Genomic DNA, 23962 nt, shown 5'->3' with positions numbered 1-23962 from the left:
GCTTCGCATGATGCCGCGCGGGTTATTTACCCACGGCCAGGTTGGCCTGCACGTTCACACTCTGCTGCACCAGCGAGGACATGCCGTTGTTCTGGCTGATCACCATGATGCCCGCCGCCGACTGCCCGACGCCGCTCATGGTGTTCGACATGTCGAAGGTGCCGGCAGTAACGCTGTTGCTGCCGCCAGCCCCGCCATTGCCGCCCGTGGCATTGCCGCCGGTCGCATTGCCTGCGGTATTGGTGCCGCCATCGCCGCCCGCGCCAGCTACATTGCCGCCGCCGCCGGCGCCGCCCGCACCGCCGTCGCCTGCCGTGGCACTGCCGTTGGTCGCAGCCCCTCCGGTGCCGGCCGCACCGCTACCAGCGCCGCCCGTCGCTGCGCCGCCCGTACCGCCGGTGGCCCCGCCGCTCGAACCAGCGGTATTGCTTGCCATGCCGCTGGAGCCGCCATTCCCGCCCGCACCGCCGGCCGCACCCGCGCCGCCGGTGCTGGTGCCATTACCGCCCGCCGCCCCGCCGCCGCCGGCGCCGCCGGTGCCGGCCGCTCCCGCACCGCCAGTTGCCGCCACCGCGCCGCTGCCGCCGCCGGCGCCCGAACTATTGGCCCCGCCAGCAGCGCCATTGCCTGCGGTATTGCTGGCTGCCGCGCCGCTGCCGCCAGCCGCACCGGCACCGCCGCCACCGCCCGCGCCGCCGGTGCCGCCAGCGCCACTGGTGCCGGCGCCGGAAGTCGAGGCGTTGCCGGTATTGGCCGAGCGGCCGTCGGCCGTGCCGGTGGTGCCGCCAGTGCTGTTCTGGTCGCCCATGCCGGGGATGGTCAGCGGCTCGGTGCCGCTGGTGCCGTTCGACGCGGTATTGCTGGAACCGGCGCTGCCGCTTGACGCTGCGCCGCCAGCCGAAGATTGCGTCGAGGTCGACGCGCCGGTCGCAACACTGCCAGTCGCGCCAGCCAGGCCGCCGGCGCCTGCTGCCCCGCCTGCCCCGCCTGCCCCGCCCGCACCGCCGCTGGCAGCACCTGTTGCGCCGCCGTCGCCGCCGCGGGCACCGGTGGCAGCGCCAGTGGCGCCGCCGGCACCGCTGCCGGCAGTTCCAACCAGGCCGCCAGCGCCGCCCGCAGCCGCACCGCCGGCACCGCCGGCGCCGCCTGCGCCTGCCACGACTGCGCCGCCCGCACCACCTGCGCCGCCCTCACCGCCGCGCGCACCGTCGCCACCGCGGCCGCTCGCAGCACCGGCAGCCAGGCCGCCAGCACCGGTGGTGCCGCCAGTTCCAGCGCCGGCAGTCGCTGCCCCGCCCGATCCGCCGCCACCGCTGCCATTCCCGCCGAGGGCGCTGCCATTGAATGCCACGCCGCCAGCCGCACCTGCCGCGCCGGCGCCGCCGCTGGACATGCCGCCCGCGCCGCCGCTGCCGTTCGCATTGCCGCCAGCTGCGCCGCCGGCAATCGCGCCGGCGCCCGCACCGCCATTGGCATTGCCGCCATTGCTGGCTACATTGCCGATATTGTTGATGGTGTTATTGGTGACCGTGCCGGTCAGGGTGCTGACGGCGGTCGCCGTCGAAGTATTGAAGGCATTGGTCATTGATGATGTCGCCGTCGCGCCGTTGTTGGCTGCTGCGGCGCCGATGGCGGCCGCATCGGCCGCACCGCTACTGTTGTTGTTGGCATTGGCCTGGCTGCTGTCCTGGGTGGCCGTGGAATTGTCGTTGGCCTGGGCGCCCGGCCCGGCCTGGCTCACGTTGGGCGGCGGAGTCTCCTGCGCGAATGCACTACCCATCGCCAGTGCGATGGCTGCTGCAAGCAATGTTTTCTTCATCTCGTCCTCGCTGATGTCGTGTTCTTCAAGCGCCCGCAAAGCTGGGGCCAGAACCGATATCGCAAGCTTGATGCCACCTTCACTAAGCTGTTGAAATTGCTCGACTTTGGTGCGGCGGCGCAGCAAGTGGCATGCATCACGGAGGCCAGTTTGTCACGCAACTGTGACAGGCCTGGAGCCACGCCCTGCCTACCACCATAGGAGATAAGGGGAGAAAAACGCGGCGCAGCAATGTCACATCTTTGTTACTCGGCTGTTCGCAGCCTCAATCTTCGCCGCCCCGCGCAGGACGCTGGATGCCATGCTTGGCCATCAGCCGGTAAAGCGTCATGCGCGACACGCCAAGTTCGCGCGCCACCGAGGTAATGCTGTGGCCGGCATCGATCCGTCCTTGCAGCGCCATCCGTTCAGCACTGGCACGCGTAGTGACAAGGTCTTCGGCAGCGGCGGTGCTATCGAGCCCATCCAGTTCGAGGTCATGCGGGTGGATCAAGGCCCCATCGGCCATCACGGCCGCGCGCCGCACGCGGTTCAGCAATTCGCGCACATTGCCGGGCCAGTCGTGCGCACGCAGGGCCCGCAGGGCGCTGTTGCTGAAGCCGCGCACGCGGCGCGCACGCTCGGTGGCGTAACTGTGGAAGACTTCGTGCGCGAGCGCCACAACGTCGTCGCGCCGTTCGCGCAAGGCCGGCACTTGCAGGGTCAGGACATTCAGCCGGTAGAACAAATCTTCCCGGAACAGGCCGCGTTCGACCGCTTCGCTCAGCTTGACGTGCGAAGCCGCGATCACCCGTGCGTCGACCGGCACACTGCGCGTCCCGCCCACGCGGTAAATGGTTTTCTCCTGAAGGAAGCGCAGCAGGTTGGCTTGCAGCTCCAGCGGCAGATCGCCGATTTCGTCCAGGAAAATGGAACCGCCGCTGGCCGACTCGATCAGCCCGCATTTGCCGGGACCGGCGCCGGTAAAGGCGCCCTTCTCATAGCCGAACAGTTCGGATTGCACCAGCGAGGCCGGGATCGCGCCGCAATTGATGGGCACGAAGGGCCCGCCGCTGCGGCCCGAATGCTCATGTATCGCGCGCGCCACAAGCTCCTTGCCGGTGCCGCTTTCGCCCCAGATCAGCACCGGCGCGTCGGCGCCGGCTACTTTCAGTACCTGCTGGCGCAGCAGCGTAATGGCTGTGCTGCGCCCGGTCAGCCGCATCGACTGGCACTCTTCCGGCAAATGCCCCAGCCCGGCAAGTGCCGCCAGCCCAAGCGCATGTCCCAGCGTATGGCTGAGGCGCGCCGCGTCCAGCGGCCAAGTGTGGAAATCGACGCAGTGATCGTGCACCAGTTGGCGGAAAGCCGCTTCTTCCAGCGCCTGCGGCAGGAATACGGCGACCCAACGCAGGCCGCTGTGACGGCGCAGGAAATGGTCGAGTTCAGTGAGCGGGCCGTCCCAGTGATCGAGCACCAGCAAGCCGACCGGGAAGTGCTGTTCGCGCAAGGCCGCCGCTGCCTCGGCCAGGCCGGCCACATGGCAGACATCGAACGTCAGTTCGGCGGCAAGCAAAGCCGCCGGCAGCGCTGCCGTTGTAGCGGCGACGCACAAGACTTGCCTTGTCATAATTTCACCTTGCTGCCCGGAGGACCGGCGGGATAGAATACCGCCGCACAATTTTTCGGCACCAAAGGTAACTAACAATTAATGGTGCCAATAAAACAATGGGGAAGGCATGAATTACTATAAGCTAGAGGCGGACAAACTGCCAACACTAAAGCAGCGCGTCGCCTTACGCCTGTTGCATGCATTCGGCTGGCAGATGAAGTTCAAGCCGCTGCCGGAACCGCGCGGCATCGCTGTGGTGTACCCACATACCTCGAACTGGGATTTCATCATCGGGCTGCTCGGCAAATGGGCGCTGAACCTGCCATTCCGCTGGCTGGCCAAGCACAGCCTGTTCAAGATCCCGCTGCTGGGCCGCTGGTTCTATTACCTGGGCGGCGCACCGGTTGACCGCAGTGCGCCGCAAGGCCTGATCCAGGCCCAGGCCGATGCCATGCTGAAGGAAGACTGGTACTGGGTCGGCATCACGCCGGAAGGCACGCGCGGCTACAAGCCTTACTGGAAAAGCGGCTTCTACCAACTGGCGCTGGCCGCCAAGGTGCCGCTGGTGCTGGTGTATATCGATTACCCGAACAAGACCCTGGGCATGACAGAGCACGTGTGGATGACCGGCGACGAAGAAACAGATATGGCGGCCATTCGCGCCGGTTTCGAAGGCCACCTCGGCAGGCATCCCGAACTGATGGCGCCTATCGTCTTGCGCCAGCACTGAAGCCGGCCACTTCCGCATCCCCCTCAAGGCGCACCAGCGTGATGGTGTGCGCCTTGCCCGGCTCGAAGCGCAGCGCCGTTCCCGGCGCGATATCGAGCCGCATGCCATACGCCTTCCAGCGCTCGAACTGCAGCGCCGAATCGACTTCAAAAAAGTGGAAATGGGAGCCGACCTGGATAGGACGGTTCCCCTGGTTTGTTACGGTCAGTGTAGTGCGATCAGTCATGTGACCTATATCTGCAAGACTCATGCCAGTATTTTCAAGTGATTCTCTCACTTTTTTTGCACCAGCATAAGGCAATGCACCACACAGGTGCGCTTATTCCTTCGGATAAGGGCTCTTGCCGCCGCTGGCGATGAATTCGTCGATGCGCGCCTGCAGCACCGGCAGCGGCACCGAACCCAGCTCCAGGATGGTGTCGTGGAAGGCGCGGATGTCGAACTTGCTGCCCAAGGCTTTTTCCGCCTTCTTGCGCGCTTCAAAGATCGCCATCTCGCCCAGGTAGTAAGACAGCGCCTGGCCCGGCCATGAAATATAGCGATCCACTTCGGTCATGACTTCGTGCGAAGACAGCGCCGTATTCTCCATCAGGTACTGCTGCGCCTGCTCGCGGGTCCAGCCTTTGGCGTGCACGCCGGTGTCCACCACCAGGCGCGATGCGCGCCAGGCCTGGTAGCTCAACATGCCGAACACTTCATACGGCGTCTCGTAGATGCCCATCTCGCTGCCCAGGCGTTCGGAATACAGCGCCCAGCCCTCGCCGTATGCGGAGATGTAGGCGTTGCGGAACGGCGGGCGGCCCTTCTGCTCCAGCGCGATCGGCATCTGGAAAGCGTGACCCGGCGCCGATTCATGCAAGGTCAGCGCCGGCAGCGAATACAACGGGCGGGCCGGCAAGTTATAGGTGTTGACCCAGTAACCGCCAGGGCCGCCGCGGCCCGAGGTGTAGAACGGCGCAATCTCCGGCGCCACCGGGATGATGGCGAAGCGGCTGCGCGGCAGGCGGCCGAAATAGTCGGCGACCTTGCCGTCGAACTTCTTGGCGATCCATGCCGCGCGCATCAGCAGTTCTTCCGGCGTCCTGGCATAGAACTGCGGGTCGGTGCGCAGGAATTGCAGGAAAGCCGGCAGGTCGCCCTTGAAGCCAACCTGCTTCATCACGTCCTGCATCTCGGCGCGGATCTTCGCCATCTCGTCCAGGCCGATCTGATGGATCTGGTCGGCGCTCAGCGTGGTGGTCGTGAATTCAACAATCTTTGACTGGTAATACGCTTTGCCGTCCGGGTAGCTTTCAGCGGCCAGCGCTTCCTTGGCTTTCGGGACGTATTCCTCGCGCATGAATTTCAGCAGCTCGGCGTGCGCCGGGATCACTTTCTCGCGGATCGCTTTCAAGCCTTCAGCTTTCAGGGCTTGCTGCTCGGCGGCCGGGATCACGTTCGGCATTTCCTTGAACGGCTTGAAGAACACCACGTCTTCCGGCTTGGCGTCGGTGACCGAGGTAATCGACTTGTCGCGGCCTTCCAGCGTGACCTTGGGCGGCGTGAAGCCGCGCGCCAGGCCGGCGCGCATATTGGTGATCTCTTCGCTGAAGTAGCGCGGCACGTCGTTCAATTGCGCCACGTAATTGCGGTAGTCTTCCGCAGTGCGGAAGGATTTGCGCGCTTCGCCCGCCAGGTTGCCCCAGAACGAAGAGTCGGCGTTCAGCGGCTTTTCGTATTCGCGGAAGCGCTGGTTATCCAGCAGCGCGGCGACCTGCGCACGGTACACCTGGTAGTTGATGCGCTCCTTGTTCGAAAGCTGTTCGGGCTTGATGCTTTCGAGTTGGCGCAGCGTGTCTTCCCATTTTTTCTGGCGCTCCACCTGCACCGCGAGGCTGACGTTCGGCAGGCGGCTCTCAACGCCGCGCACATCGTCCTCATCGTCTTCCAGGCGCTGTTGCAGGCGCCATTTCCATTCCGCCTTGTGGATGGCGGTGAAACGGGCATCGGCACTACCGGGCTTGGCTGCTGCGAAGGATGGAGAACTGAAGGCTGCTGCGATGGCGAGTGCTGCGACAATCTGTTTCATGGTGCTCCCGAAGCTCAGGTTGGTAACGGTTCCGGGAGTGTACCTTACGGCCAAAGGCCCAGCGGCGTCAATGGCGCGATTGTGCAGAAACGTATCAGGCCACGGGTGGATTCAACCGAAGCGGCGCCGCCGCACCAGCATTGCCGCCAGCAGTCCGGCCAGCATGACGATCACGCCGCCAGCACCAAGGACCGCGCCGCGATAGGCTTGCCACAGCGACGGTGGCTGGAACAGGATGGTTGCGCCCTGCAGCGGCGCAGGGTCGATATGCCAGCGTTCGAGCTGGCGCCAGTCGTACAGGCTTTGCACCGGCCCGACCGGCACCTTGGTCAGTGCGCCGTTGGCGGCCAGCCGGCCTGCCATGACGGCCAGTAGGTGTTCCGCCAGCTCGCGCCCGGATTGGCGCAGGTTGCGCACCGCGCCACCCACTGCACCCTCGCCCACAATGCTGTCGAACAGCGCAAACACCGGCACGTTTGCCGCGCGCATCGTGTCGCGCGCGGCATCGATGGTGGGCAGCGAATAGCCGTCGCGATCGCGGTTGAACATGCCCGTCACCACCACGGTATCCTGCGTCAGGTTGCCGATGTAGCGCATTTGTTCGGCCCAGCTCATGTTCTGCAGGAATTCGACCTGCAGGCGGCGCAGCCACGGCGCCAGGTCGACTTCTGCCTGGCGCTGGAAAGCACTGTCGGCTTCACTGACGCCGCCCGGTATCACCACGCGCCGCGTGCGCGGCAAAAGGTCCATGATGTCCTTGACGGTGGCGCCCAGGTCCGGAACGATGGTGTACAGGAAAACCGGGCGCCGGCTGCCGGCCAGTTGCACCGTCGACGGCTCGCTGTCGGTCAGCAAAGGCGCCTCCGGCGCCAGGTCCGCCAGCTCGTGCACGACGAAGTTCAGCGCCGGCTGCTGCAGCACTACCAGCATATCGATGCGACCGCCGCCGTACTGCGCCATCAGCAAGGCGCGCCGCGCCGGCGCCACCAGGGCCGCATTGGGCTGCTCCTGGTTCAGGAATTCGACATGGATATGATCGAGCGAAATGCCGCTTTCGCGCAGGCGCTGCACGAAAGCGTCGGTGACGCTGTCGATCCCCGGGCGCCCCGGACTGTAGGAGTTGAACAAAAGGACGTGGGCACCCGCAGGGTCCGCGCCAAGGGCGGTCAGCGCCCACGCGGCGAGTAGCAAGCCTGCCCAGAATCGTTTGATGGATATGCCGCTCATGTTGCAGCGATCATACCCAATCCTGCGGCTACTGCAACTTTTTGTCCGCGATGTCGATGCTGAGGAAGACTTCGCCGTTCAGCGTTTGCAACAGGTCGGACTGGCGCAGGCGGTCCATCACCGGCCCCTTGACCTCGGCCAGGTGGAAGCCGATACCCCGCCGCGCCAGGCTTGTGTTCAGTTCCGACAGTGCAAACAGCGCCGAAGTATCGATCGAACTGACCGCCGTCATCACCAGCACCAGGTTGCGTGCGGTCGGGTGGCTGCGCAATTCATCCTCGATGCGCTCCTGCACCGCTTCCACATTGCCGAAGAACAGGTTGGCATCGATGCGCAAGGCCAGCAAGCCAGGCCGGGTTTCGGCAGGATACCTTTCGATATTGCGGAAATGCTCGCTGCCCGCAATGCGTCCCAGCACCGCGATATGCGGCCGGCTGGCGCGCCAGATCAGGGTGCCCATCGACAGCGCCACGCCCACCAGCACGCCCGCTTCCACGCCCAGCGCCACCACGCCGGCGGCACTGGCAAACCACGCCAGGGCATCGCCGCGGTCGTAGCGCCACGCGGTACGCAGTGTGCCCAGCTCCAGCATGCCCAGCACGGCGACGATAATGGTCGCCGCCAGCACCGGCATCGGCAGCAATGCCAGCCAGCCGTTCGGCGCTACCAGCGCCACCGCCAGCAAGGCGGCGGTGATGATGCTGGCCAGGGGCGTCTGCGCGCCGGCCGCAAAATTCACTGCGGAGCGCGACATGCTGCCGGTAACAGGAAATGCGCCCGACACCATGCTGGCCAGGTTGGCCGCGCCCAAGCCAAGCAGTTCGCGGTTGCTGACCAGCTTTTCATTGCGCTTCAAGGCCAGCGACTGCGCCGCCGACATGCTCATGATGAAGATCACGAAGCCGACCAGCAGGCCCGGTTGCAGCAGTTGCTGCCAGTGCGCCTGCGACATGGCCAGGTTCAGTTGCGGCAGGCCGTTCGGCACATTGCCGGTGGTTTTCACGCCCAGCGCATCCAGCCCCAGCAACTGTACCAGCACCAGGCCAAGCAGCACCACCAGCATCGGCGCCAGGCGCGTCGCCATGTCCGCGCGCGCCGGCTTCATGCCGAGGGCGCGCAGCATGGGCGCAAGATGGCTGCGCGACAGTACCAGCAGCAGCACGGAACCCAGTCCCATCGCGGCGCTCGGGCCGTGCCAGTGCGGCAGCTCTACCCCCAGCAGGGGCTTCAGCTGGCCCCACGCGATCACCAGCGCGGAACCGACGGTAAAGCCGCTCATCACGGGACGCGAGAAGAAGTTGGCAAGGAAGCCGAGCCGCAGCAGGCCGCACAGCAGCAGCACCGCGCCCGCCACCAGCGCCAGTTGCGCCGCCAGCACCGAGTACAGGCCGGAACCGGCTGTCGCCATCGGGCCGATGATCGCCGCCGTCATCAGCGACACGATCGCCATGGGGCCGACCGATTGCGTCATGCTGGTGCCGAAGATCGCGTAAACGATCGGAGGCAGGATGCTGGCATAAATGCCTGTCACCGGCGGCAAGCCCGCCACCAGCGCATAAGCCATGCCTTGCGGGATCATCATCATCGCCACCACGATACCCGCACTGATATCGCCCGGCAGCATCGCGCGCCGGTAGCTTCGAAGCCAGGCCAACATCAGCGATCCTGTTCCAGGGAGGACAGCACCGCTGCCAGGATTTCGTCGGACTGTTTTTTATCCGCCACCGAGCGGGCCAGTACCAGGCCGCCCACCATGGCGGCATAGGCAGCAATGGCATCGCGCCTTGCCTGCCCGGGTTCGCCGGGAAGGGCCTGCGCCAGCGCCTCGAGTTGCGCCTTGAAGCTGTCGTCCATCGCCTGCCGCACTTCCGGACCGACCCGCGACACATCGGGGCCGAGCGAGGCCAGCGCGCAACCCTTGCCGGGGTTGTCGCGGTGCTTGGCAGTCAGGTACATATGGGCCAGTGCGGAGCGCGGATTGGCCGGTCGTTCGGCCAGCAGCTCGCGCCAGCGCTTTGCGGAATTTTCCATCGCCTTGCCGAAAGCTTCGGCCAGCAAGTCTTCCTTGGAGGCGAAATGGCCGTAAAAGCCGCCGTGCGTCAGGCCGGCGCTTTTCATCAGGTCGGCCACGCCGATGCCGTCGTAGCCTTTTTCCCGGAACAGCCGGGATGCCGTTTCAACAATGCGTTCGCGGTTCTGGGCCGCTTGCTCCCTACTGACACGCATGATCCTCTCCTTGATTATTTTTATTATGGATGTAATATATCACACGTGGATGACGATCATCATCTATCTATCGTGCTTTGCGGCGGCTTGCGAAAGCGGGCCGCCGCCTTTTTAGCGTGCCATGGCCAGTTCGACGCAGTTGCGGCCTGCCCGCTTGGCGCGATGCAGGGCAGCCTCCAGCCGCGTTACCAGTTCGGTAGCGCCTTCGTCAGGCGCCAGCTGGGCCACGCTGAAGCTGGCCGTTACGCTGTCGCCACCCGGCAGTTCGGTCGCGGCGATCGTTTCGCGCAGCTCTTCGGCCAATTTGTAGGCATCAATCGCTACGGTATGGGTGGCGACAACCATGAATTGCTCGCCGCGCATGCGCGCCATGGTGTCGGAATTACGCAGGCGCGACTGGATCATGGCTGCCAGGATGGACAGGGCGCGGTCGCCTGTTGTGTAGCCGTGCAACTCGTTGATGGTGCGGAAGCTGTCGAGGTCAAAAGCGATCACGGCCAGCGGCAGGCTGTAGCGGCGGGCGCGCCGGATTTCGCTGTCCAGCACGTGCTCGCCCTGGCGCCGGTTGGAAACGCCGGTCAAGCCGTCGAATGGCGTGATCTGGGTGATTTCCAGCCCCAGCGCATTGTTCTGGTGGCGCAGCTCGCTCATCACCATGCCGAAGCTGATCAGTTGTGCGGCTGAGCCGAAGCAACTGAAATGTTCGCGGCTCATGACCAGGGGACGGTCAAACAGCATGCTGATGGCGCCCAGCAGCGGGCCGCCGGGCTCGCCGCGCAGCGGGAAAGCCAGCAGCATGTGCACGCCCTGCTCTTCCAGCATGGCCGTCAATTCCAGGTCGCCGGTCTTGGCGGGCGCGTCGAGCAGCACCAGCTCACCGCGCCGCACAGGCGCTTCCAGCAATTCTTCGCGCCCGCCCAGCACTTCCTTGATATCGAGGTCGATGCGGCCGTCCTGCGCCACCAGCCGCAATGGCCCCTCATCGACCGCCTGCAGCAACGCTGCGTGGCAAATGCCGGGATAGCTGCACAATGCATTGCAGATGCGGGCGCCCATGCGTTCGATTTCTTCCGAGCCATAGAGTGCACGCTGCAAGCTACGCTGGATCGACAGCAGGTCGTTCAAATCCGCTTCCAGGTCGAGCAAATGCTGCTGCGCTGACGCTTTGGTATTGGCGGCAGGGGCCAGCAACGCTGTCACGGAGTCGCGCAAGGCATCCGGTGCAATGGGAGTGATCCGATAAGCCAGCGGCCCCTGCGCCATCAGCTCAGCCATGGTCGAGGAACGCGTATAAGGGCACAGCACCAGCACCGGCGCGCCGGCCCGGCTTCGCACCAAGGCGGCCAGCTCGTTGCCGGCCGCCATGGCTGGGCCATCAAGGTCAATGACAAGCAGGGAGATCTTGTTGTGCCCCATCGCATAGCGTGCGCTGGCAATGCTGTCCGCAGTCAGCAAACGGTCGAACGATTCGGCGCAAGCCGCTACAAATTCCTGGCGTCGCGCGGGATCGGGATGGAGGAAAAGGCCGGTACGATGTCGGCGGCCAGCAGCATTAGCCATGCGGTTTAGTTTGCCACAAGTTCACTCCAGACAACATCCCTATTATGTGTGGGAGCGCACGGTTAGCAACGTTGCTGCGGCGAATACTGGACTTCCGAGCACAGGAGGAAGCCATGTCGAATTCGCAGCAAAAGACTGGCGCTGGCAGCGAACAGCGCACCGTCCAGCAAGAACAGGACCAGCGCGACGCCAAGCAGCCAAAGCCTGAGGAAAAGAAGCAGCCGGCACAAGCCGGAACGCACGATTTCCCGGCGCCGCCGCTGCCTGAACAGCACTTGGAAAAGCCCGGGCTCGAACACCAGATGCAACTGAAGCCGCAATTCATGGCGCCAGACTATTGCGGCAGCGGCAAGCTGGCCGGCATGAGCGCGGTCATCACCGGTGGCGACTCCGGCATCGGACGCGCAGTAGCTGTGCTGTATGCCCGCGAAGGCGCCGACGTGGCGCTGGTCTACCTGGCCGAAGAGCAGCAAGATGCGGACGAGACCAAGAAATACATCGAGGCCGAGGGCCAGCGCTGCATCCTGATTCCAGGCGACGTGCGCGACCCGGCATTCTGCCGCCATGCGATCGACGAAGTACTGCGTGGCTTCGGCAAGATCGACATCCTGGTCAACAACGCCGCCTTCCAGGAACATGCCGGTTCGCTGGAAGACTTGTCCGAGGAACGTTTCGACCTGACCATGAAAACCAATATCTACGGTTACTTCCACATGGCCAAGGCCGCCCTGCCGCACATGAAAAGCGGCAGCTCGATCCTCAATACCGGCTCGGTAGTGGGCTTGCGCGGCTCGAAAAAACTGCTGGACTACTCGACCACCAAAGGCGCGATCCATGCATTTACGATGTCGCTGGCATCCAACCTGCTGGAGAAAGGCATTCGCGTCAACGCCGTGGCGCCCGGCCCCGTGTGGACCCCATTGAACCCGGCCGACCAGTCGCCCGACAAGATCAAGGAATTCGGTTCACAGACCGATATGCACCGGCCGGCGCAGCCGGAAGAGATTTCGCCGGCCTTCGTTTTCCTGGCGGCGCCTTCCTGCGCCAGCTATATCACCGGTATCGTCCTTCCGATTACCGGGAGTATCGGAGAGTAATCATGGCACGAGCACTCTGGAAAGGCGCGATCAGTTTCGGCCTGGTGCACATTCCGGTGGAACTGCACAAGGCAGTGGAATCGCACGACCTGGACCTGACCATGCTGGACAAGCGGGACTTCTCGCCGATTGGCTTCAAGCGATACAACAAAGGCAGCGGAAAAGAGGTCACCTGGGACAATATCGTCAAAGGTTATGAGTATTCGGACGGCGAGTACGTGGTACTCAGCGACGAGGACTTGCGGCTGGCCAACCCGAAGGCCACACAGACTATCGACATCATGGCCTTCGTCGATGCGGATTCCGTGCCGCTGACTTTCTATGAAACACCCTACTACCTCGCGCCCGGACGCGGTGGCGACAAGGTCTATGCCTTGCTACGCGAGACGCTGCACAAGGCCGGCCGCATTGCGATTGCGACGGTGGTGATCCGCACCCGGCAGCACCTATGCGCGCTGGTTTCCGTCGGCGACGGCATCATCATGAATACGCTGCGTTATGCGACCGAAATCCGCAATCCGGAAGACCTCAAGCTGCCGGGCGATTCCGGCCTGACTGACAAGGAGCTGAAAATGGCCTTGTCGCTGGTCGAAGACATGAGCGAGAAATGGAATCCCAAGGAATACCACGACACCTATCGCGAGGATGTGCTCAAGCTGGTCGAGAAGAAGGTAAAGGCTGGCCAGACGCACACGATCACCGCACCTTCCGACGAATCGCCGGTGCCGAAAGCCAGCAATGTGGTGGACCTGGTGGCGCTGCTCAAACAGAGCCTCGGCTCCAAGGGCAAGTCCGCAGGCGCTGCGGCAGAGGAACCGGAGGAAGAGGAGGAAGAAGCCGAACCGCGCACGCCTCGCACGCGCCGCAGCACAGGCGCCGGTGCCAGCAAAGGCCGTACAAGTTCGTCGCGCTCAAGCACTTCATCCGCCAAAACCACCACCAAATCCGCCGCGAAACGCACCAGCGCAGCCAAATCCAGCGCAAAGTCCAGCGGCACGCGCCGCAAGGCCGCCTGAATCAGCCTGTCGCGCCGATCGCTTTCATTGCCGGCGCCAGGCCCACGGCGGCCTTTGCGTAATCCGCCCACGGCGTATTGCCGACGTCGAGCCGCGTATGGGCGGTGGCGACGGTCCAATGATCGCCGCCACGCAAGCTGGCCAGTTCGTCCCATCCGACCGGCACCGAAATACCAAGCCCCGGCCGCGCACGGGCCGACCACGCGGCCACCGTGGTTGCGCCGCGCCCATTGCGCAGGTAATCGATGAAGATCTTGCCGACCCGGTTCTTCGGCCCGCTCTTGAAGGCAAACCTGTCCGGCAGGGTTGTCGCCATGTGCTCGACGACCATTTTGCTGAAAGCCTTCACCGTATCCCAATCGTAGTAAGGCTTGATCGGCACCACCACATGCAGCCCCTTGCCACCGCTGGTCTTCAGGAAGCAAGGCAAGCCCAGTTCATCGAGGAAGGCATGCACAAGTTGCGCCGCCTCCTGGATCTTTGACCATTCGACACCGCTGCCCGGGTCAAGGTCGAACAGGATGCGGTTCGGCTTCTCGTAGGTACGCCCAAAGGCGTTTTGCGTGTGGAATTCAATCACATTGAACTGCGCGGCAGACAGCAAGGCTTGCGTGCTGCCCACTTCCAGCATTGGCGGGTGATCGGGATCCAGCTCGCGCGGGAACTCCTTCAACCCGCGCAGCTTGCTCACATCGGCGTGCTTTTGGAAAAACAGCTCCGAGCCAACGCCATCCGGCGCCCGCAGCAGCGCTACGGGGCGGCCCTTGGTGTGTTCCAGCATCAGGTCGGCCACCAGGGCGTAATAGCGCACCAGGTCAATCTTCTTGATGCCGCTGGCCGGGTCGACCAGCCGGTCCGGATTGGTCACCTTGAGTGACGCGGGCAGTTTGCTTTGCACGGCTTCCTCCTCCACGTGGGCAGCCACCTCGCGGCTGATTTCAGCCGCTTTTTTATCCTTGCGCAGCCCCTGGAAGACAGCATGCCGCACCGAACCTCCGCGCGTCCATTCGCCGAAGCTGACTTCCGCCACCAGTTGCGGCTTGACCCAATGCGCCTTGCGGGCCACGGCCTTGCTCGCGCTGAACGGACTCTCGTCGGCCCTCAATCGTTTCAATTTTTCGGCGAGATCGCGCAAAGTCTGGTCATTGAAGCCGGTACCGACATTGCCGGCGTAATGCAGCTCGCCATCTTTGCCGTAGACGCCAAGCAGCAGCGAACCAATGCCGGTGCGGCTGCCTTGCGGGTCAGTGTACCCGCCAATCACGAACTCCTGGCGCTGGGCGCATTTGAGCTTGATCCAGTCGCGCGAACGGCGTTCGGTATAGGTGGAGTCGCGGCGCTTGCCGATCACGCCTTCAAGGCCCATCTTGCAGGCTGCGGCAAGCATTTCATCAGGAGAGGCCTGCAGCACGGCGCTCAGCCGAATCGTGTCGTCTTTGACCTTGGCCATAGCTGCCTCCAGCCTGGCGCGGCGCTGCTCGAGGGGCAAGCCGCGCAAATCTTCGCCATCCATGTAAGGCGCGTCAAACAGGAAATAGACGATGTCCTTGGTGCGCTGGCCATCGAAGGCTTGCTGGAGCAGACCGAAGTCCGGCCGGCCTTCTTCGTTATGGACCACGATCTCGCCGTCGTACCATCCGTCCGGCAGCTTGGCCTTGGCAAGCGCAGCGCGCAGCGGCTCAAGCTTGTGCGTCCAGTCGTTGCGGTTACGGGTGTGCAGCGTGATGTCGCCACCGTCGATGCGGGCCAACAGGCGATAGCCGTCGTATTTGACTTCGAACAGCCAGTCTTCCGGCGACGCAGGCGGGCCATCGACCAGGGTTGCCAGCTCGGGCTCAAGCTCGGCAGGCAAGCGCTTGATGCGCGGTGCAGCCGGCCGCTCTGGTGCCGGCGCCGCAACGGCCGCGCCGAGCGCCTTGACGCTGTCCGGCATCTCGTCCACCACGCTGAAATCAGCTGCCGGACGAACGTATTCATCCTTCTCCTTGATCAACAGCCAGGGCTCCTTGTCCTCGCCCTTGCCCCGCATGCGCACCAGCGCCCAGCGGCCATGCATCTTGTGGCCATGCAGGTTGAAGACCAGCTTACCGGCGCGATAGCCCTTGTGCGGGTCATCGACCGGCTCCCAGGTACCGCGATCCCAGATGATCACCTTCCCTGCGCCGTACTGCTTTTCGGGAATCGTGCCTTCAAACTCGTTATAGGAAATCGGATGGTCTTCGACATGCACCGCCATCCGTTTGTCGTGCGTATCGTAGCTCGGGCCTTTCGGCACGGCCCAGCTTTTCATGGTGCCGTCGAGCTCCAGGCGGAAGTCGTAATGCAGCCGCCGCGCCCAGTGTTTCTGGATAACGAAGGCCAGCCGCCCCCGTCCTGGCTGGCCTCCCTCTGCGGGTTCCGGCGTAACGCTGAAGTCTCGCTTCGCCTTGTAGGTCTTGAGTGAATCCTTCATAGGACCACTGTACGGGCGGCGGCGAGGCGGGACGGTTATCTGCCGCACTTTGTAAGCAGTTTTGGCAGATGTAACCATGTGTAATACCCGTCAACTTCAGCCGATTGGCCGCCGTTTTCTGCTCAGTGACACGGCAATAGTGCACGACACCCGAAACGACTGACCCAATTTCTCTCCGAGGAGCTTGACCATGAAGAAGACCATCGCCACCCTGATCGCCGGCCTGTTCGCAACCGCTGCCTTCGCCCAAGCCCCGGCTGCCGGCGGCCACGCAGCCAAACCTGCTGCCGCCCCGATGCCTGCTGCCACCGCAGCCGCTCCGGCCACCCCAGCAACTCCTGCCGTTCCTGCCACCCCAGCCGTTCCAGCCGAAAAGGGCACCAAGGCGACTCCAGCAACTCCTGCCACCCCGGCAGTAGCTGCGACGCCAGCCTCCTCGGCCACCGTTGCTGCCCCAGCCGCATCGCACGAGCACTCCAGCGCGACCAAGGAAGTGAAAAAGACCAAGCACTCCGAAAAAACCGCTGCATCCAAAGAAGTAGCCGCTGCCAAGGAAGCCGCACCGGCTAAGTAATCCAGACCGCCGGCTCCCCAGTCCCCAGCGCGCCTCCCGAATCCGCCTCCAAACCGGAATGGCGCGCTGGCCCGGCGGAACCGATCGCGGCATCTTTCTTCCCGGCCTGGCAGGCTTCTCCGCTGACCAGGCGGGCTTTTTTGCGTCGAGCGTGACCGCATCGTATCATCGTCATTATTTGGCTATCGATACGGAGCGTCCTTTGAAATCTCGCACGAACCTGGTTATCGCGGTCCTCGCCGCAGCAGTCCTTGCGGTGATCGCCGTCAAGAGCCTGACCCGTCAGCCTGCGCAATTTGTCTCAAAACCGTCCGTTGCAAACTGCACGCCAGAGGCAATCAAGCAGGTCACGGATGCTCTCGAACGATCCGTGCTTTCTTCAAACTGCGCGAAGCAGAAGAAGACGGATAAAGATCAATCGGCAATGCCATAGCCCAGTCGAGCTCGCCAGCCGAGAAGCCGCAGCGGTGCTGCGGCACGTTGTGAATCAGAGGCCTTTGCTGTTAATACCCGGCATACCCAAGCTGGCCTTCAACCCACTGCCCTTCGCAATTTGCGTCCCAGCTGATGAAGTGATCGGAACGGCCGCGAACGCCACAGCGGTAGAACGGCATCACACGGGTATCAGATGAAACGTAGGAGAAACCGACGATCGAGTGCAGCTTGCCGCCGCCTTCGCAGTTTCTAACCAAAGATAAGTAGTCGTCTTTCGGCTGCGTCGAATTCAGACAGCGATAGATCGGCTGAGTCGCACCAGCACCCGTCAGCCGGGGGATGTGACTCAGAGCGAAGCTTGCCTCCCAGATTGCGCCGGGAACTTCGTTTACAAAACGAGCCTCGATGTGTTGCTCGCTCGTCCCATATCGGTAAAAGCCGTAGGCGCTCTTGCTGTAGGGGTTCGAAGAAGCCGCACCGTTACCTGTGAAAGGATAGACCGGCGTGGCAACCGGAAAACCGACAGCACTCGCAAAGGGCCCGGGCTCGCCATTGGGATCGATCACGGCGAGAACGCCAGCCACTTGGTTATCGGGCGCAAAGGTCTCACCTATCACGCTTGAACCCGGGTTCACTCGAATTGCGGTCGCGGAGAGATTGTAAAAGTAATTCCCGCTGATCATGAGCCTTGAGGTCGTTTCCGCGCGGGCGCCGGCACCGGTGCCGATTTCGATTCCGGTCACGTTTGGATTGGGTGTGCAGTTTTCGCAGTAACCGTCGGCGATGATATTGTTGGTGACCTGGATATTGTCGGTAGCATCGATCAGCAACTGCCCGCCGGTTGTGATCCCGCCGCCTTCAACAGGCCACAAGCCGGACCAATGATTCTTCAAAAAGATATTGCCGGAAATCTGGTTGGGGGCATCGGCGTCGCCAGGTAACGCGCCCTCAAAGGCAACCGCGTTTGCCCGAATGTGGGCAAAGATCGAATCCATGATCCGCACATGCTTGGACGGCAGTCCTGTACGGAACTGTCCGACATAGACGCCGACCGCTCCGCCCTCGGCGAAGATGGAGCGCCCCACATAGACGTCCTTCGAGTTTTCGATGTCGACGAGGTAGCCTTTGCCATAATAAATACCCAAAGTGTCGATGCCGACATCGGTGCTGCCCGTGATGTTCAGAGTGTTGGCACAACCTCCGTGCATGATCTCGTCCAAAGTACAGGAAGCTGAGTTTTGATTTTCGTCGAAGTTCAGCTTATTGACCCGAATGGTTTTCGAATTCGCGATATTGAGGACGGGGCAAACCTTTTGACTTCCCATGCGGTGGACTGTGTGGCCATTGCCGTTGAGGAATTTATCAGTTTGATTGGCGATGGAAATGAGAGCAGTGCCGTTCGGTCCGCAGCAGCTCGAATCTGAACATGTCAGATCGTTGGTGATCTCAATGCTGTTGTAGGAACTGATCTGCTCAACACAGAGTTGAAGCGAAGGGATATCGGTGACCGTGCAGCCACCAGCAGCGGCTTCCGCTGTGATGAGCAACACCAACAGTCCGCTAAACCAAATTCTACTTTTTGAAAACAAAATTGATCCCTCCGTTTATCCCGACAATGCGGAACGCAAAAATTCAGCATGATATCCGACTCCAGCGCACTCTTTCGGGCCGAGTGATTGGCTGCGAGTTTCCACAAACGATTCGTGGCGAGCAAAAAATCCCCGCCATAGCGAGGTTTTTCTCCAGATTTGCCGCTCACGGGAGGCAAAACCTTGACGTTTTGGAGGCGAAGCCCGGAATCGAACCGGCACACACGGCTTTGCAGGCCGTTTGCCATCTATAGAACCAAGCACTTAAGCGCTGCTACCCTGACGGCTACCGTTGAGCATCGCGCGAATCGACGTTCCTCAGCTCTATGCAAAGCGCTTCACGCAATTCAACATTATGGCTCAGGCGATCTGCGTCCCAATCGAGCATGTACAACCCAGGCGCTATCACGGACAACAGCTTAAACGCCTGTTTAAGACTAGCTGCCCCACTTGAGCAGACTTTACGACGACTCCGCGACATTGCCATCTGGGATCACACCTAACAATTGCACATATTCACCATAACACTATATTTCAAATGGAGAATCAAAAATGTCACACTGATTTTCCTCGAATTTGAAGCTCGCGGCGACAACCGCAAAGCGATTGCCGGATGAACTAAGAATTAACACAGAAGATGGAGCAATGTTTTTACCTAGCTTTACTTCCAAGCAAGAGAGCTCTTCACCGGCCAGTTGGGTCAACAATATTCAAATTCCGCAAAAACCTAGGCGCGGCTATGTATTCAACACCACAACAAATAATGTCGAGATTAGTTGAAAAATCAGATCCGCGGGGACTTCGAATCAACAAACTACCGTGACTCACACTGTACTCCCAAAGCTGAAATACCCTGTTAGCGAGCGACGTATTTAACATATGGCCATCCTCATCTAAACGGGTTCGGGACTTGAGCGCCCTTTTCCCAAAATTGAAGTGAATCCCAGAACTGGGGATTTTGTCGAATCTGGAGTAACTCCCAATCAGTCGCACCGCCACGGCCTGCGGCCGCTCGCTGAACACCACTCATCCGTTATGACATCCGACGCCGACCACCTTGCGCGACGCGACCGATTCACCGGCAATGGCATTCGTCATGGAAAGTGACATACCGATACAGAAAACGAGACTTAGAATAATTCGCAGATGCTTCATGAGCTTCCCCCAGTATTATTGCCCACCATCTCCACCATTAGTGGCAAAGTGGATCCGAGCGAATCTGACATCAAAGCCTGGGCCTGTTACTTGCCCTGCATATGTCCGATTCACTCCGACGGAGATGATTAGTTGGCAAAATAGCAGGCATAGTAATATGAAAACTCGCGGGAACGCAAATCTCCAAGTCGTGCAACCACAGCCGGATCGTTGGTAAAGCGGAAAGTGTCGGCAAATTCTGCGGTCACGCTGACCGAAGACACCGTATTCTTGCGCTTCCGTGCTGCTTGCGCAAACTACGGGAAAATCGGTTCGAGTCACCTGCACTGGCGCTTGCTTAGCCGGGACTGCAGCAAAAGAGAATTCAGAGTTAAACGTCGGCGACTCGGGACGGTAAGAACTTCTGCGGCATCGCTCGCTAGTGCGATGCCCGTCCAGATTACTTACCTTCGCTTACCAAGCGTGTTTCGAGACGCTTCCGACCAGCTTCCACGATCGTCTTGCAGCCATTGGTGTCAACATAGGCCGCACTGCCTTCGTTCGCTGAACGCTGCTGACGACCCCACAAGTCGTTCACCTCCGGATGGGCGGCAATCGCGACGTCGCACTTGAGCCCTTCGATTGTGGCGAAGCTGCTGCGCAGCTGTGCCACCACTTCCGGATGGTCGGTAAAGCGGTAGCTGTCGGCCGATACCGCGGTCACACTGTCAACAAACACTACGTTCTTGCACTTTTCTGCTTCGCAGGATTGCCAACTCCAGCTTGTGCCGCCGGCAGTGTGGCCCGGCGTGCTGTGCGCGGTCACTGCTAACGTGCCGAGTTTGATTACTTCGCCATCGGTCACGCCCCGCACTTTTGCGGAGCCGGCAAAGTTCGACAGGCTGCCAAACTGCGGGTCGATCTTCGGCGAAACACCAGTGCGCATAGTTTCGACGTTAGCGGTGCCGGCCAGCACGGTGGCGCCGGTCAGTTTTTGCAGGGCGGAGACGCCGCCAGCATGGTCTTCATGCGAGTGGGAGCTAAGAATGTATTTCACGTCTTTCAGCTTGTAGCCCAACGTGCGGATGTTCGCCGCCACCACTTCCGCGCCTTTGGCGGTAGTGCCGTCGACCAGGATGTGGCCTTGCGGCGAAGTCACCAGAATCGCGCTGATCCCTGCAGTGCCGACGTAATGGGTGCTGCCGTAAATGGTGAACGGTTGTTGCGCTGCGCTCCAATCGCGGTCTTGCGCGATGGCGACCGTTGCGAAAGCGGACAGGAAGAGGGATGCGATGACCTTCATTTTTCTCCTTTGGTGGTGATGTACAGACCGGAGTGCATTTGCGACCCACGGTCGCCACGCCGGTAACTGCGGTAAATGGGTTGGCCTGCGGCATCGCGGGCACAGCAGGTGCAGCCGCCGACATGTTCGATTTCTTCAACGCCTGCGGCGCGCAACTGGTGCTCGGCGATGGCGCGCAAGTCGAGGTGGCGGTACGCCGGCAATACAACCTTGCGCGGCAGCTCGGGGAAGCGCCGCGCGAAATCCTCTGCCAGCTCTTCGCTCACTTCGTAGCATGCTGCGCAGATGGTAGGCCCGACTGCGGCGACAACTGGCGCGCCCGCCCCCATCGCGGCCAGTGCTGCGGGAATGATGCCGTCGTACAGACCGCGCCAACCCGCATGGACCGCGGCGATTTGCGTGCCGTCGCGGCGGACCAGCAGCAAAGGAACGCAGTCGGCGGTGATGATACTGACTGGAAGACCCGGCAAAGCGGTGTGAAAGCCATCAGCTTCGCCCACTTCCTGCTTCGCCTCATGAATTGCTGCGACGCGGGTGCCGTGCACCTGACGCTTCGCAGGCCTCAATTCCCAGACTGGCGCCAGTTCGGCCGGAACAAGCGACGACGCGCTTCCGAATCCGTGCCGGATGCCGGGGATGCCGCTTAGCAGACTACTTGTGACCATATTAGCCTTTGTGTGACATTTGTCGCAATAATAAACCGGTTCGGCGCTTATTGCAACAATCCGGATAGTCGTGTCACACAAACCCCAAAACAACAACCAATGGAGTTTATTTCCGAATAGTAGTATCCTTCGTGCTCATTATCAGTAAAACAAGATTAATTACTCACCGGCTCTTATAGCGGACTCAACACATTCAATAGCTTGTACATGAACATTTCTTCTCTCAAAGCCACCGGCCGAATCATGATTTCTTCCGCTTTGTGCGCCATCGCTGTAGCACATGCGCCAATCGCGTCGGCGGCAAATACCACCGAAGGCCCGTTCACCATTAAATCGGTGATCGTCGGCGGTTACGGCGCTCATATTGAAGTCACGCCAGCGCCTGCCGGATGCACGGCAGACTGGTCAGGCACTCAACTTGTCGTCTTAAAAGAGTCGCCAATTTACAGAGAGTTGCTTGCTGGTGTGTTGTCGGCCCAAGCTCAAGCCAAGCCGTTGATCGTTATCCATACCCCTCAAGGCAGTGGAATTTGCAGCTTCGGAAATCAGAAGGAAGTTGTGGCGATTCAAATTAAGAGCTGAGAAGCACCATACCAAATCCTCTTGGCCGCGATCGGCTCATATACCTGGCGCTTGGGAGCTCCGGCTCCCTATGGGCGTTAGTTCTGTGGGATTCACTACGAGTCCCCAACCCGAATCCATGCTGTACGCATGGGACACAACCTAACAGTATGCTTGTGACCAAACATACTTGTATTCGCCCGACATTCGTCGCAAAAATAAGCTGATTCACAAAGATTTGAAAACGGCGATGTGCCGTGTCAAGCTTTGTGAGCGAGCTTCCCGCAGTTATGGCTGCCGCCAGCGAAAGTCAAGGTGCCAACGTAGCCTGCAGCGTAATCGTACCGTGCGGAGTAGCCCTGCTTGCATAAAACAGCGGTTCGTTCGTAATCGGAGGGGATCTTCTGCCAGCCTTGAGCAAGGAGAATGGCATCGGTTTGCGCAACAGGTATATCCGAACCACTATAGTGGCCCCCGAAATTGAGACGGTGGTTTAAGCTGTCGTCCGCGAAAGGATGATAGCAAATGAGTGAAGGCAAAAAACGCAGGGTGCATACGGCGNCTATAGTGGCCCCCGAAATTGAGACGGTGGTTTAAGCTGTCGTCCGCGAAAGGATGATAGCAAATGAGTGAAGGCAAAAAACGCAGGGTGCATACGGCGGAATTCAAGGCCAAGGTGGCTTTGGAGGCTGTGCGCGGGGTGAAGACGGTCACGGAAATCGCGCAAGAGTACGGTGTGCATCCGGTGCTTGTCGGTCAGTGGAAGAAAGAGATCCTGGAGAATGCCGGTGCCCTGTTCGACGTTAAGCGCGGCCCCAAACCGGTCGATGAAAGCAGCCCCGAGGACAAGCTGTATAGCGAGATCGGCAAGCTGAAGATGCAGGTGGATTGGCTTAAAAAAAAGCTAGGGGAATGAGTCCGGCGGGACGAGCACGATGGATCGAGCGGGACGACGATATGCCGCTGACGATGCAGTGCGAGCTGGCAAGCATTCCGCGCTCTTCGGTCTATCGACGGATGGAAGCTGCAGCGCGTGAGCAATGTCTGACCGAAGAGGATAGCCAGCTGCGCAGCTTGATCGACGAGGAGTACACGAACCGGCCGTTCTATGGCAGCCGGCGCATGGTGGTGTTCCTACGAGGGCGCGGTTACTGCGTCAATCGCAAGCGGATACAGCGCCTGATGCGCGGGATGGGTTTGGCAGGCATGGCGCCGGGGCCGGCGACGAGCAAGCCGCACCCAGAGCACAAGGTCTACCCGTATCTGCTGCGCGGCGTGGCGGTCACGCAGCCAAACCAGGTGTGGAGTACAGACCTGACGTATATCAGGCTGGCGCGGGGCTTCGCCTACCTGGTTGCCGTGATTGACTGGTACAGCCGCAAGGTGCTGTCCTGGCGCATCAGCAATAGCATGGACGCGTCGTTCTGCGTGGACTGCCTGGAGGATGCACTGCGCCACCATGGCAGGCCGGAAGTGTTTAACAGCGACCAGGGCTCGCAATTTACCAGCACGGCCTTTACTGGTGTGCTGAAACGCGAAGGCGTAGCGATCAGCATGGACGGCCGCGGGCGGGCACTGGACAACATCTTCGTGGAGCGCCTGTGGCGCAACGTGAAGTATGAGGACGTGTACTTGAAAGGGTATGCCAACATGGCGGAGCTGATGGTCGGCTTGGCGCAGTATTTTGCGTTCTACAACGCGGAGCGCCCGCATCAGGCACTCCGTTATGAAACGCCGGATCGCGTCTACAGGTCGGGGATCGGCGGCGGCGCACTGATCGTCGATAAATTTGGCGACGATGACGGCGAGCAGAAAAATGCAGGAATTACGGGGCAGCGCCATGCAGCTGTGGAATTGGAAATGGGCACAGCTTAAACTAAGCGGCAAAGTGTCTTGACTGATGGGTCCACTTTAC

19 protein-coding genes are annotated in these 23962 nt (G+C 61.4%); 7 read left to right on the top strand and 12 right to left on the bottom strand.

Annotation, left to right across the window (positions count from 1 at the left end; all coding sequences use genetic code 11):
• Positions 1 to 22: 22 nt before the first annotated feature.
• Both ASD58_RS26530 and ASD58_RS26525 read right to left on the bottom strand, forming a co-directional pair.
• Positions 23 to 1819 (bottom strand): hypothetical protein, encoded by a 1797-nt coding sequence (locus ASD58_RS26530; protein WP_057265370.1) that lies wholly within the window; start codon positions 1817 to 1819, stop codon positions 23 to 25.
• 265 nt (positions 1820 to 2084) lie between these two features.
• Positions 2085 to 3428: a sigma-54 dependent transcriptional regulator gene (locus ASD58_RS26525; protein WP_057264860.1), complete on the bottom strand. Its 1344-nt coding sequence runs from the start codon at positions 3426 to 3428 to the stop codon at positions 2085 to 2087.
• Between the two features lie 109 nt (positions 3429 to 3537).
• Between ASD58_RS26525 and ASD58_RS26520 the strand changes: the two genes are divergently transcribed.
• Positions 3538 to 4140, top strand: a complete 603-nt coding sequence (locus ASD58_RS26520) for a 1-acyl-sn-glycerol-3-phosphate acyltransferase (RefSeq protein WP_057264858.1) — start codon at positions 3538 to 3540, stop codon at positions 4138 to 4140.
• Here the strand turns inward: ASD58_RS26520 and ureB are convergent.
• The 6 genes from ureB to ASD58_RS26490 all read right to left on the bottom strand — a co-directional run bounded on the left by ureB (position 4118) and on the right by ASD58_RS26490 (position 11221).
• Entirely contained in the window at positions 4118 to 4390 is a 273-nt protein-coding gene (gene ureB, locus ASD58_RS26515; RefSeq protein WP_057264856.1) for an urease subunit beta, read from the bottom strand. The genes ASD58_RS26520 and ureB overlap by 23 nt on opposite strands.
• Positions 4391 to 4459: 69 nt before the next feature.
• Positions 4460 to 6208 (bottom strand): DUF885 family protein, encoded by a 1749-nt coding sequence (locus ASD58_RS26510; RefSeq protein WP_057264853.1) that lies wholly within the window; start codon positions 6206 to 6208, stop codon positions 4460 to 4462.
• Positions 6209 to 6319: 111 nt separating this feature from the next.
• The gene (locus tag ASD58_RS26505; RefSeq protein ID WP_057264851.1) at positions 6320 to 7435 is read right to left on the bottom strand and encodes a hypothetical protein; all 1116 of its coding nucleotides are present in this window, start codon (positions 7433 to 7435) and stop codon (positions 6320 to 6322) included.
• Between the two features lie 28 nt (positions 7436 to 7463).
• Positions 7464 to 9092 carry a SulP family inorganic anion transporter gene (locus ASD58_RS26500; protein ID WP_057264849.1) on the bottom strand — a complete coding sequence of 543 codons (1629 nt, stop codon included), beginning with the start codon at positions 9090 to 9092 and terminating at the stop codon, positions 7464 to 7466.
• Positions 9092 to 9661 carry a TetR/AcrR family transcriptional regulator gene (locus ASD58_RS26495; RefSeq protein ID WP_057264847.1) on the bottom strand — a complete coding sequence of 190 codons (570 nt, stop codon included), beginning with the start codon at positions 9659 to 9661 and terminating at the stop codon, positions 9092 to 9094. The genes ASD58_RS26500 and ASD58_RS26495 overlap by 1 nt, the downstream gene beginning before the upstream one ends.
• Positions 9662 to 9772: 111 nt before the next feature.
• The gene (locus tag ASD58_RS26490; RefSeq protein WP_082565704.1) at positions 9773 to 11221 is read right to left on the bottom strand and encodes a diguanylate cyclase; all 1449 of its coding nucleotides are present in this window, start codon (positions 11219 to 11221) and stop codon (positions 9773 to 9775) included.
• Between the two features lie 113 nt (positions 11222 to 11334).
• On the opposite strand from ASD58_RS26490, the gene ASD58_RS26485 reads away from it, so the two are divergent.
• Positions 11335 to 12318 carry an SDR family oxidoreductase gene (locus ASD58_RS26485; protein WP_057264845.1) on the top strand — a complete coding sequence of 328 codons (984 nt, stop codon included), beginning with the start codon at positions 11335 to 11337 and terminating at the stop codon, positions 12316 to 12318.
• Between the two features lie 2 nt (positions 12319 to 12320).
• Complete coding sequence (locus ASD58_RS26480; RefSeq protein ID WP_057264843.1) at positions 12321 to 13334, top strand: Ku protein; 1014 nt, start codon at positions 12321 to 12323, stop codon at positions 13332 to 13334.
• A gap of 1 nt (position 13335) precedes the next feature.
• Here ASD58_RS26480 and ligD read toward each other — a convergent pair whose 3' ends face one another.
• On the bottom strand, positions 13336 to 15786 hold the full coding sequence (gene ligD / locus ASD58_RS26475; protein ID WP_057264841.1) for a DNA ligase D: 2451 nt from the start codon (positions 15784 to 15786) through the stop codon (positions 13336 to 13338).
• Between the two features lie 190 nt (positions 15787 to 15976).
• Here ligD and ASD58_RS26470 point away from each other — a divergent pair, with 190 nt between their 5' ends.
• Complete coding sequence (locus tag ASD58_RS26470; protein ID WP_057264839.1) at positions 15977 to 16360, top strand: hypothetical protein; 384 nt, start codon at positions 15977 to 15979, stop codon at positions 16358 to 16360.
• A gap of 58 nt (positions 16361 to 16418) precedes the next feature.
• Positions 16419 to 16793, top strand: coding sequence for an entry exclusion lipoprotein TrbK (trbK, locus tag ASD58_RS26465; protein WP_057264837.1), 375 nt, complete (start codon positions 16419 to 16421; stop codon positions 16791 to 16793).
• 70 nt (positions 16794 to 16863) lie between these two features.
• Here trbK and ASD58_RS26460 read toward each other — a convergent pair whose 3' ends face one another.
• The 3 genes from ASD58_RS26460 to ASD58_RS26445 all read right to left on the bottom strand — a co-directional run bounded on the left by ASD58_RS26460 (position 16864) and on the right by ASD58_RS26445 (position 21486).
• Positions 16864 to 18348, bottom strand: coding sequence for a hypothetical protein (locus ASD58_RS26460; protein WP_057264835.1), 1485 nt, complete (start codon positions 18346 to 18348; stop codon positions 16864 to 16866).
• Positions 18349 to 19978: 1630 nt separating this feature from the next.
• The gene (gene blaSMB, locus ASD58_RS26450; protein ID WP_057264831.1) at positions 19979 to 20821 is read right to left on the bottom strand and encodes an SMB-1 family subclass B3 metallo-beta-lactamase; all 843 of its coding nucleotides are present in this window, start codon (positions 20819 to 20821) and stop codon (positions 19979 to 19981) included.
• A complete protein-coding gene (locus ASD58_RS26445; RefSeq protein ID WP_082565703.1) occupies positions 20818 to 21486 on the bottom strand; it encodes a polyphenol oxidase family protein in 669 nt (222 codons plus the stop codon). Before ASD58_RS26445 ends, blaSMB begins: the two co-directional genes overlap by 4 nt.
• 207 nt (positions 21487 to 21693) lie before the next feature.
• Between ASD58_RS26445 and ASD58_RS31520 the strand changes: the two genes are divergently transcribed.
• Positions 21694 to 22068, top strand: a complete 375-nt coding sequence (locus ASD58_RS31520) for a hypothetical protein (RefSeq protein WP_156401509.1) — start codon at positions 21694 to 21696, stop codon at positions 22066 to 22068.
• Between the two features lie 604 nt (positions 22069 to 22672).
• Positions 22673 to 23922, top strand: a protein-coding gene (locus ASD58_RS26435) for an IS3 family transposase (RefSeq protein WP_229210118.1) whose coding sequence is annotated in 2 segments (ribosomal slippage) — positions 22673 to 22958 and positions 22958 to 23922 — 1251 coding nt in all. Because the reading frame shifts where the segments join, the coding sequence is not laid out codon by codon here.
• Positions 23923 to 23962 lie beyond the last annotated feature (40 nt).

Origin of the sequence: Duganella sp. Root1480D1 (assembly GCF_001427305.1) — a bacterium.
Classification (GTDB): Bacteria; Pseudomonadota; Gammaproteobacteria; order Burkholderiales; family Burkholderiaceae_D; genus Rugamonas.
Note: the sequence above shows the minus strand (reverse complement) of the source record. Positions and strands in the feature narration are given on the sequence as shown.

What these genes read in the sequence shown, in the direction of transcription:
- ASD58_RS26530 (WP_057265370.1), bottom strand. Translation starts at nt 1,819, where the DNA reads ATGAAGAAAACATTGCTTGCAGCAGCCATCGCACTGGCGATGGGTAGT.
- ASD58_RS26525 (WP_057264860.1), bottom strand. Translation starts at nt 3,428, where the DNA reads ATGACAAGGCAAGTCTTGTGCGTCGCCGCTACAACGGCAGCGCTGCCG.
- ASD58_RS26520 (WP_057264858.1), top strand. Translation starts at nt 3,538, where the DNA reads ATGAATTACTATAAGCTAGAGGCGGACAAACTGCCAACACTAAAGCAG.
- ureB (WP_057264856.1), bottom strand. Translation starts at nt 4,390, where the DNA reads ATGAGTCTTGCAGATATAGGTCACATGACTGATCGCACTACACTGACC.
- ASD58_RS26510 (WP_057264853.1), bottom strand. Translation starts at nt 6,208, where the DNA reads ATGAAACAGATTGTCGCAGCACTCGCCATCGCAGCAGCCTTCAGTTCT.
- ASD58_RS26505 (WP_057264851.1), bottom strand. Translation starts at nt 7,435, where the DNA reads ATGAGCGGCATATCCATCAAACGATTCTGGGCAGGCTTGCTACTCGCC.
- ASD58_RS26500 (WP_057264849.1), bottom strand. Translation starts at nt 9,092, where the DNA reads ATGTTGGCCTGGCTTCGAAGCTACCGGCGCGCGATGCTGCCGGGCGAT.
- ASD58_RS26495 (WP_057264847.1), bottom strand. Translation starts at nt 9,661, where the DNA reads ATGCGTGTCAGTAGGGAGCAAGCGGCCCAGAACCGCGAACGCATTGTT.
- ASD58_RS26490 (WP_082565704.1), bottom strand. Translation starts at nt 11,221, where the DNA reads ATGGCTAATGCTGCTGGCCGCCGACATCGTACCGGCCTTTTCCTCCAT.
- ASD58_RS26485 (WP_057264845.1), top strand. Translation starts at nt 11,335, where the DNA reads ATGTCGAATTCGCAGCAAAAGACTGGCGCTGGCAGCGAACAGCGCACC.
- ASD58_RS26480 (WP_057264843.1), top strand. Translation starts at nt 12,321, where the DNA reads ATGGCACGAGCACTCTGGAAAGGCGCGATCAGTTTCGGCCTGGTGCAC.
- ligD (WP_057264841.1), bottom strand. Translation starts at nt 15,786, where the DNA reads ATGAAGGATTCACTCAAGACCTACAAGGCGAAGCGAGACTTCAGCGTT.
- ASD58_RS26470 (WP_057264839.1), top strand. Translation starts at nt 15,977, where the DNA reads ATGAAGAAGACCATCGCCACCCTGATCGCCGGCCTGTTCGCAACCGCT.
- trbK (WP_057264837.1), top strand. Translation starts at nt 16,419, where the DNA reads ATGGCGCGCTGGCCCGGCGGAACCGATCGCGGCATCTTTCTTCCCGGC.
- blaSMB (WP_057264831.1), bottom strand. Translation starts at nt 20,821, where the DNA reads ATGAAGGTCATCGCATCCCTCTTCCTGTCCGCTTTCGCAACGGTCGCC.
- ASD58_RS26445 (WP_082565703.1), bottom strand. Translation starts at nt 21,486, where the DNA reads ATGGTCACAAGTAGTCTGCTAAGCGGCATCCCCGGCATCCGGCACGGA.
- ASD58_RS31520 (WP_156401509.1), top strand. Translation starts at nt 21,694, where the DNA reads ATGAACATTTCTTCTCTCAAAGCCACCGGCCGAATCATGATTTCTTCC.